Annotated in this window: 6 protein-coding genes, 1 pseudogene and 1 CRISPR repeat array (1 of these 8 running past the window's edge); of the genes and pseudogenes, 3 read left to right on the top strand and 4 right to left on the bottom strand. The window is 47.7% G+C overall.

Translation table 11 applies throughout. From position 1 onward, the window contains the following. The 3 genes and pseudogenes from ACKFKF_RS25850 to ACKFKF_RS25840 all read left to right on the top strand — a co-directional run. A pseudogene (locus tag ACKFKF_RS25850) lies at positions 1-334 on the top strand (NAD(P)H-quinone oxidoreductase subunit F); the annotation flags it as partial. 53 nt (positions 335-387) lie between these two features. Continuing rightward, positions 388-1,938 carry an NADH-quinone oxidoreductase subunit M gene (locus tag ACKFKF_RS25845; RefSeq protein WP_446870302.1) on the top strand — a complete coding sequence of 517 codons (1,551 nt, stop codon included), beginning with the start codon at positions 388-390 and terminating at the stop codon, positions 1,936-1,938. Between the two features lie 46 nt (positions 1,939-1,984). Further along, positions 1,985-3,124, top strand: coding sequence for a CO2 hydration protein (locus ACKFKF_RS25840; RefSeq protein ID WP_446870301.1), 1,140 nt, complete (start codon positions 1,985-1,987; stop codon positions 3,122-3,124). Here ACKFKF_RS25840 and ACKFKF_RS25835 read toward each other — a convergent pair. The 4 genes from ACKFKF_RS25835 to ACKFKF_RS25820 form a co-directional block, all read right to left on the bottom strand. Beyond that, entirely contained in the window at positions 3,080-3,295 is a 216-nt protein-coding gene (locus ACKFKF_RS25835) for a hypothetical protein (protein WP_446870300.1), read from the bottom strand. The two genes, ACKFKF_RS25840 and ACKFKF_RS25835, sit on opposite strands and share 45 nt — an antisense overlap. A 40-nt stretch (positions 3,296-3,335) precedes the next feature. Beyond that, positions 3,336-4,199, bottom strand: a complete 864-nt coding sequence (locus ACKFKF_RS25830) for an Rpn family recombination-promoting nuclease/putative transposase (RefSeq protein ID WP_446870299.1) — start codon at positions 4,197-4,199, stop codon at positions 3,336-3,338. A 5-nt stretch (positions 4,200-4,204) separates the two neighbouring features. After that, positions 4,205-4,516, bottom strand: a complete 312-nt coding sequence (locus ACKFKF_RS25825; protein WP_446870298.1) for a hypothetical protein — start codon at positions 4,514-4,516, stop codon at positions 4,205-4,207. A 69-nt stretch (positions 4,517-4,585) separates the two neighbouring features. Continuing rightward, positions 4,586-5,566: an Rpn family recombination-promoting nuclease/putative transposase gene (locus tag ACKFKF_RS25820; RefSeq protein ID WP_446870297.1), complete on the bottom strand. Its 981-nt coding sequence runs from the start codon at positions 5,564-5,566 to the stop codon at positions 4,586-4,588. A gap of 34 nt (positions 5,567-5,600) precedes the next feature. Next, positions 5,601-6,000: a CRISPR direct-repeat array (repeat unit 35 nt; unit sequence GTTTCCAACTAATCCGATCGCACTTGATCGGAAAC); it runs 408 nt beyond the window's last position.

Below are 6,000 nucleotides of genomic sequence, written 5' to 3'. Positions count from 1 at the left end.
GCTGAACTATAACTGGTCGAGACCGATTCAAGCACCCTTGCGATTTGCACAGGATTTGCTGGCGTATGATTTTTACGTCGATCGCCTCTATCGCGTCACCGTCGTTTTTGTCGTCAGCACCATTTCACGATTTAGTGCATGGTTCGATCGCTATATTGTGGATGGCGTTGTCAATCTAGTTGGACTGGCTTCTATTTTTAGTGGTGAAAGTTTGAAATATAGCGTTTCAGGTCAATCTCAAGCGTATATGTTGACCATTCTCATTGGCATTGGTGTGCTGGGTATTGTCCTCACCTGGTCAATGTGGGAATCTCTTTTGAGCTTGATGTTTTAGCCAAAAGCATTTGACACTTAACTCTCAAACCTCAACCCCCAAAACTTTGAATTATGCTCAGTGCTTTAGTTTGGATTCCAGTTGTCGGAGCGCTCCTGATTGGGGTTTTGCCAGGAACGATCGCCCCCCGTCGGATTCGGCAAATTGCGTTAGCTTTTAGTGCGATCGTGTTTACCTGGACGATTGTAATTGCCAGTCAGTTTGATGCGATTAGCATTGGCTTTCAGTTTCAAGAAGACATTCCCTGGCTCGATTCGCTGGGGTTGACTTATCGGCTGGGACTGGATGGATTGTCTCTGCCCTTGCTGGTTTTGGGAAACTTTTTGACGATCGTTGCCATTTACTGTAGCGATGTTGAAATTGAACGTCCTCGATTCTATTACTCATTGGTGCTGCTGCTCAACACAGGAATCGCTGGCGCATTTTTGGCACAGAACTTACTGTTATTTTTTCTATTCTACGAAATCGAACTGATTCCCCTTTACTTGCTGATTGGCATTTGGGGCGGAGCGAGACGCGGCTATGCAGCAACCAAGTTTTTGATTTACACCGCCGTTTCAGGAATTTTGATTTTAGCAGCATTTTTAGGATTAACCTGGCTGGGTGGCTCCCATTCCTTTGAGTACAATCCGGCGCTTTCTCAGGGATTGCCATTAGCGACTCAGTTTGTATTGCTGGGTGCGATTCTCATCGGTTTTGGAATTAAGATTCCGCTATTCCCTTTACATACCTGGTTGCCTGACGCTCACGTTGAAGCCTCTACGCCCATTTCTGTGTTGTTGGCGGGTGTATTACTGAAACTAGGAACCTATGGACTGATTCGATTTGGGCTGGGTCTATTTCCTGAAGCCTGGGCGATTTTGGCTCCCTGGTTAGCGACCTGGGCCGTAGTCAGCGTCTTGTTTGGGGCGTTTACGGCGATCGCTCAAACCGACATGAAAAAAATGGTGGCATATAGCTCGATCGGGCACATGGGCTTCATTTTACTAGCGGCGGCGGCAGCGACTCCTCTCAGCTTGTTGGCAACGGTTTTTCAGATGGTCAGTCATGGTTTAATCTCAGCCATGCTGTTTGTGTTAGTGGGTGTGGTTTATAAAAAAACAGGCACTCGCGACATTACCGTTCTCAAAGGCTTGCTCAATCCAGAACGCGGTTTACCGATTATTGGCAGTCTGATGGTGGTCGGCGTGATGGCCAGCGCAGGCATTCCCGGCATGATTGGCTTTATTTCAGAATTTTTAGTGTTTCGCGGCAGCTTCCCTATTTTCCCAGTTCAAACGCTACTCTCAATGGTGGGCACTGGCTTGACGGCGGTTTATTTCTTACTGCTAGTCAACCGCACCTTTTTCGGCCGGCTTCCAGAGCAGTTTTCCAACCTTCCCAAAGTGCCCTGGTCAGAACGCTTGCCAGGTTTTGTCCTCGCTGCATTAATTGTCGTTTTGGGACTACAACCCAACTGGCTAGTCCGCTGGACAGAAACCACGACGACCGCCATGTTGACCGACTATCCAACGATCGCCACCAAACCCTTCAAAAGCATCGTCACCCCGTCCCCAACTATCCAAACGATCGCCACCGAAAACCCAATCACCCCCAACAATTAGCCCTTCATCCCTCATCCCTCATCCCTCATCCCTCATCTCTCCCTCTATGGTCAGCACCACCCGCAAGCCCTCAAACCACCCCCTAACTGAGATCATCGATCGCCTGGAATCTGGGGGCGCACTTCTGCCTGATTCGCCGGACAATGTGATCGAAGTCGTGGGCGTTCTCAAAAGCTATGCTGTTGTCTTAGATGCTTACTGGCGCAATCTCACTTACATTTCACAAGATCAGTTTTTAGTGTTGTTTCCGTTTTTCAAATACTTTAACGGCGACGTTTCGTTTAATAAACTACTCAAGCACTGGTGGCACGATCGCATCAACTACGAGTTCGCTGAGTACTGCATGAAAGCAATGATGTGGCACGGCGGCGGCGGGTTAGATAAATACCTCGATTCTCCCCAATTTGAAGAACTGGTGCAGCAGGCCACTCAAGCCAAACTCAAGAGTAATCTGCCAATTAGAGGGTTGGCTAAAGCGTTTCCAGAATTCATCCCCGAACAGATCAGGCAGCTTTGCTATTACAGTGCGCTGGGTCAGTTTTGGAACATTATGAGCAAGATGTTTTTTGAACTGTCCGATCGCTACGATGCAGGCGAAATTCGAGCTATTCCCGATGTGGTTGCCCATGTCAAAGATGGATTAGTCAATGCGGCAAGTGTGCCCATTACCTATGCGGTGAAAATTGGTGACAGCACTTACGAGATTATTCCCAAGTCTGCCAATCTGACGTTTTTAATGGATGCGGCCGTGCCGTATGTCGAAGCCGTTTTCTTGAAGTCATTTCCCTTTATGGGCACCGTTTCTTACAACGCGCAAGCTCAACAGATTTCACCCGACACCGATCGCTTTAATTACGGCGTTCTCTATGCTGATCCGTTGCCGACTGGGGGCGCTGGCATTCCTCCGACGCTGCTGATGCAGGATTTGCGTCACTATCTGCCTGATTATTTGCGAGACTTTTATCAGGTTCGTGAGCGGGGTGAAACTGATTTGCGCGTGAGAATTTGCATCAGCTTTCAGAAATCCATGTTTTGTGTCACAACGGCTGCAATTTTAGGCTTAATGCCCTTTGCGATCGACACCTCAGATCTTCAAGAACAACAAGCAAACCGCAAATATCTCGAAGGCTGGATGAATCGCTTAATGGATTCTCGCTTGCCCAATGTCCAAGTTTGCGAAATGTAGTTTGAGATGACCTGCGATTTGACGAACTGCTGCGATCGGAAGGTCAACATCTTCAGCAGCACGCTCGATCGTGTCCCCTCGTTTGAGCAAACGATCGGCTGTTTTTAACTTGGGTGAAATTTTCACAAAGTTTCTAACGAGTCCGATCGCTGCCGACTGGAGGTCTGACATTTTCCTGCCCAAGACTCAATTTCGTTGCCAACACCAATGACTACTGTTGTGCTGCTTTCTGGACGGTTGCGAGATCCACATCAAGGCGCTGTGCGATTTGCTCTACACTCATTCCAGCTTCCATTAGTAAAGGAACTGTCACTCGCAACATTTCAGCTTTTCCTTCGGCTTTGGCTTCTTGATAGACTCTAGTTTCTTGTAAGCTTTGTCCTAACATCGACTCGACCTCCTCTCGACTCAGGTTGGAGAATTTGTAGATTGCGATCGTGCTGATCACTTCGATTATCTCGTCTTTTTCAATCAATGGAATAGATGCTTGCCCAACTCGTGCAATGAGTTGCTTTGCTTGTTGAATCATTTCGGCATCAGACGCAATGGGAAGCTGAAGCAGGCTTAAGCCGAGGGACTGCTGGTCGAGGGTGTCTAATTCTTCGAGATAGATTCGATAGACTTGACTGCTGTTGAGTAACGCACGATGAAGCGTGAGATTGGATGGTTCAATAGTGCGAGACGGAAAAATCAAGATGCCATACCAATCGTCGTAGCGTGTTTGATTGCGATAGAGGTAGGTCAAGGATTCGGTGAAGAAGCGATGGTAGAGGGATTCGTCTTTCTGAAACTGCACCTCGGCAAAAATGATGGTTCTGGGCGTTGCACCTTCGACTGGGAGAAATACGCCATCAATGCGAAAGGAGGTTTCTTTGACCTCTACGGAGTCGAAGCGGTAGTTCTGGGGGTGCAGAGATTGCAGATCAGCCAGTTCAAACAGGAGTTCGGGGAAGCGTTTGAAGATCTGATAGTAAATGGTGTCTCGTTTCACGGTTGAAGTCGAAGCGATCGCACAGAAGCAATTCAGATTGTAGACCGCAACGATCGCTTTGCAGACCAACAAACCTGATCGCAAACTCTTCAGAAAGGATCGCGTTCCCAGGTTAGCGTAATGCCTAATTTGCCAAATGCTTCTTCGATCGTAGCTTTGGTTTGTTTGCTGTATCCACCAAATAAATGAACTCTGGGTTTGCGATCGGGGAAATAGGTTTGATAGACCAGTACTTTTGTCGCGTCTTTCCAGTTATGGACGTGTTTGATTTCAATGACTTCTTGATCGGTGAGGAGGTCGATCGCGCCAGCAGGGGTTTCGACTTCGCGTTCTCCGCCTTCACGTTCTTGCATGATGACTTGAATCATGGCTTCACCTTCGAGCTTGGTTGCGCTTTTCATCGTTTCTCTCTGTAGCAGCCCACCATCAGCGATGATGTTAACTTCTGGGCGCGATCGCAATTTCGCAAACTATGATTGGGTTGCTTTCTGGACGGTTGCCAGATCAATGTTAAGGCGCTGTGCAATTTGCTCCACGCTCATTCCAGCTTCTATGAGTAGCGGAACTGTCACCCGCAACATTTCTGCTTTGCCTTCCGCTTTGCCTTCCGCTTTGCCTTCCGCTTTGCCTTCCGCTTTACCCTGTGCTTTGCCTTCCGCTTTACCCTCTGCTTTAGCTTCTTGGTAGACTCTGGTTTCTTCTAAACTTTGTCCTAACATTGCTTCAACTTCCTCCCGACTTAAGTTTGAGAATTTGTAGATTGCAATTGTGGTAATGATGTCAATGATTTCATTCTGATTAAATTGTAGAACGGTTTCCTGCTCAACTTGCTCAATCAACTGCTTTGCCCGTTCGATCATTTCTGTCTTAGAGGCGATCGTCAGTTGGATTAACTGAATTCCGACAGGTTGTTGGGTGGCATCGCCGAGTTCGTCTAGGTAGATTCGATGAACTTGGTCACTGTTGAGTAATGCCCGATGCAGAGCAGGTTTGGATGGCTCTAGGTCACGGGAGGGGAAGATGATGACCCCCTGCCAATCGTCGTAGAGCGGTTGGCTGCGATAGAGATAGGTCAAAGATTCGGTGAAGAATCGATGGTAGAGTGCCTCGTCTTTCTGAAATTGGACTTCTGCGAAAACGATGGTTTTAGAAGGTGCGCTTTCGGGTGGCAGAAATACGCCGTCAATGCGAAAGGCGGTTTCTTTGACTTCTACGGAGTCGAAGCGGTAGTTCTGAGGTTGCAGAGATTGCAGGTTCGCCAGTTCAAACAAGAGTTGTGGGAAGCGTTTGAAGATCTGATAGTAGATGGTGTCTCGTTTCACAGTTGAGGTCGAAGAGGGGAAAAGCCGTTCAGATTGTAGAACGGAACGATCGCGTTTCACTCTCAAAGAAGAAGCCCGATCGTTCTGACCGAGCTTTTTAGAAATTCGATCGCACTCGATCGAAAACAAATGCACTTCGCAACGGTGACCAAAGTCTCGCAGCGTTTCCAACTAATCCGATCGCGCCCGACCGGAAACCACGCCGGAGTTTTCCATCTCTGGTTAAACAAGTACATGAAGTTTCCAACTAATCCGATCGCACCCGACCGGAAACGGTTGTCCAACAGCTTTTCTATCGTTCTAAACGGTTTCCAACTAATCCGATCGCACTTGATCGGAAACCATTTTGAAAGATCAGCAAAACGACGGTTTCTTGTTTCCAACTAATCCGATCGCACTTGATCGGAAACTTTACGAAATCACAGCCATGCCTTTGGTTGTGAAGTTTCCAACTAATCCGATCGCACTTGATCGGAAACACAATAATCTGCGTTTGGGTCTCTCACAAGCCAATGTTTCCAACTAATCCGATCGCACTTGATCGGAAACCAGTTGCTCTTGCT

Source organism: Phormidesmis sp. 146-12 (genome assembly GCF_052939495.1).
The sequence above is the reverse complement of the archived record's forward strand: the minus strand, read 5'-3'. Positions and strand labels throughout refer to the sequence as shown.